Consider the following 1,798-nt stretch of genomic DNA (forward strand, 5'->3'; position numbering starts at 1 on the left):
TGTTGGCGCTGGCCGCGCCGTGGCTGCTGGCCTGGTTCGCGGCGCCCGCGCTCGCTGCGTGGACCGCACGCGTGCCGGCGCGCAGAACGCAGCTGCTGGACGAACAGCAGGCGCGGTTCATCGGCCAGGCCGCGCGCCGCACCTGGGCCTGGTTCGAGCGTTTCGTCGGCGCCGAGGACAACTGGCTGCCGCCGGATCACTACCAGGAATATCCGGCGCTGAAGATCATGCACCGCACCTCGTCGACCAACATCGGCATGGGCCTGCTCGCGAACCTCGCCGCGCACGATTTCGGCTACGTTTCGCTGCGCGGCCTGCTCGCGGCGACACGGCGCACGTTCGACACCTTGCAGAAGCTGGAGCGCTATCGCGGCCACCTCTTCAACTGGTACGACACGGCGGCGCTGACGCCGCTGCAGCCGATGTACGTTTCCACGGTCGACAGCGGCAACTTCGTCGGCCATGCCCTGACCCTGCGCCAGGGCCTGTTCGAACTGCTGCGCGCACCGGTCGTCGGCAAGCAGGCATTCGATGGCCTCGCCGACACGTTCGCCGTGCTGCGCGCGTTGAGCGGGCGCGTGGAAAGCGCAGTCTGGCAACCGTTCGACGACGCGCTCGTCGCGTCGTCGCGCCTGCCGCCGACGCTGATTATCGTGTCGACACACGCCGCGCTGCGCGAACTGTTCCTGCGTGCACAGACGTTGCACGCTGCATTGGCCGACGGCGAGCCGCTCGAGCGCGAGTGGAGCGAAAAACTGCTGCGTCAGGCGGCGATGGCGATGGCCGACCTCGAAGACTTCGTCGGCGATGTTTCGATTGCGGCCGCGGTCGCGCACGATGTCGGCGCGATCCACGCCGAATCGCCGATGCCGAGCCTGCAAGCGCTCGCGGCCTCCGGATCGGTCTCGCCCAAGGCGCGCGAACTCGCGCGCACCTGCGTGCAGGAAATCGAAGCGCTCGGTGCGCTCTGCGCCGATTTCGCGCGCGTCGACTGGCAATTCCTCTACGATCCGGCACGCGAGCAGTTCGCGATCGGCTACAACGTCAGCGAGGGCCGCCGCGACGCCGGCTACTACGACCTGCTCGCCTCCGAAGTGCGCCTCGCCGTCTACCTCGCCGTCGCCCAGGGGCAGATTGCGCAGGACGGCTGGTTCGCGCTTGGCCGCGTGCAGACCCAGGTCGACGAGGGCCAGGTGCTGCTGTCGTGGAGCGGCTCGATGTTCGAATACCTGATGCCGCAACTGGTGATGCCGGTGTGGCCCGGCAGCCTGATCGACGAATCGGCGCGCGTTGCCGTCGCGCGTCAGATCGGCTGGGGCCGCGAGCACGGCCTGCCCTGGGGCATCTCGGAATCCGGTTACTTCCTCACCGACGCGGGCCAGAACTATCACTATCGCGCGTTCGGCGCGCCCGGCCTCGGCTTGCAGCGCGGCCTGTCGCAGGATCGCGTGATCGCGCCGTATGCGAGCGCGCTCGCCATGCTCGCGGCACCGAGCGAAGCCGCGCACAATCTCGCCGAGATCGCCGCGCGCGGCTGGTGGTCGCAGTACGGCTACTACGAGGCGATCGACTTCACCGTGGCGCACCTGCCCGCGGGCGAGACGGTCGGTGTCGTGCGCGAATACATGGCGCACCATCAGGGCATGGCACTGGTCGCGTTCGGCGAATGTCTGAACAACGCGCCGATGCCGCGCCGCTTCGCCGCCGATGCCGAACTCGCAGCCGTGCTGCTGCTGTTGCAGGAACGCATGCCGCGCGACGTCGCGCTCGCACCTGCGACACCGCCCGCGCTCGATGC

At 69.0% G+C, this 1,798-nt stretch carries 1 protein-coding gene; it reads left to right on the forward strand.

Annotated elements, in window-relative coordinates; all coding sequences use genetic code 11:
- Positions 1–1,798: glucoamylase family protein (locus VF497_RS14760; protein ID WP_330890043.1), on the forward strand; the 1,798-nt coding region annotated here is incomplete at both ends.

This window comes from Rudaea sp. (assembly GCF_036383415.1).
In the GTDB taxonomy this organism is placed as follows: Bacteria; Pseudomonadota; Gammaproteobacteria; order Xanthomonadales; family Rhodanobacteraceae; genus Rudaea.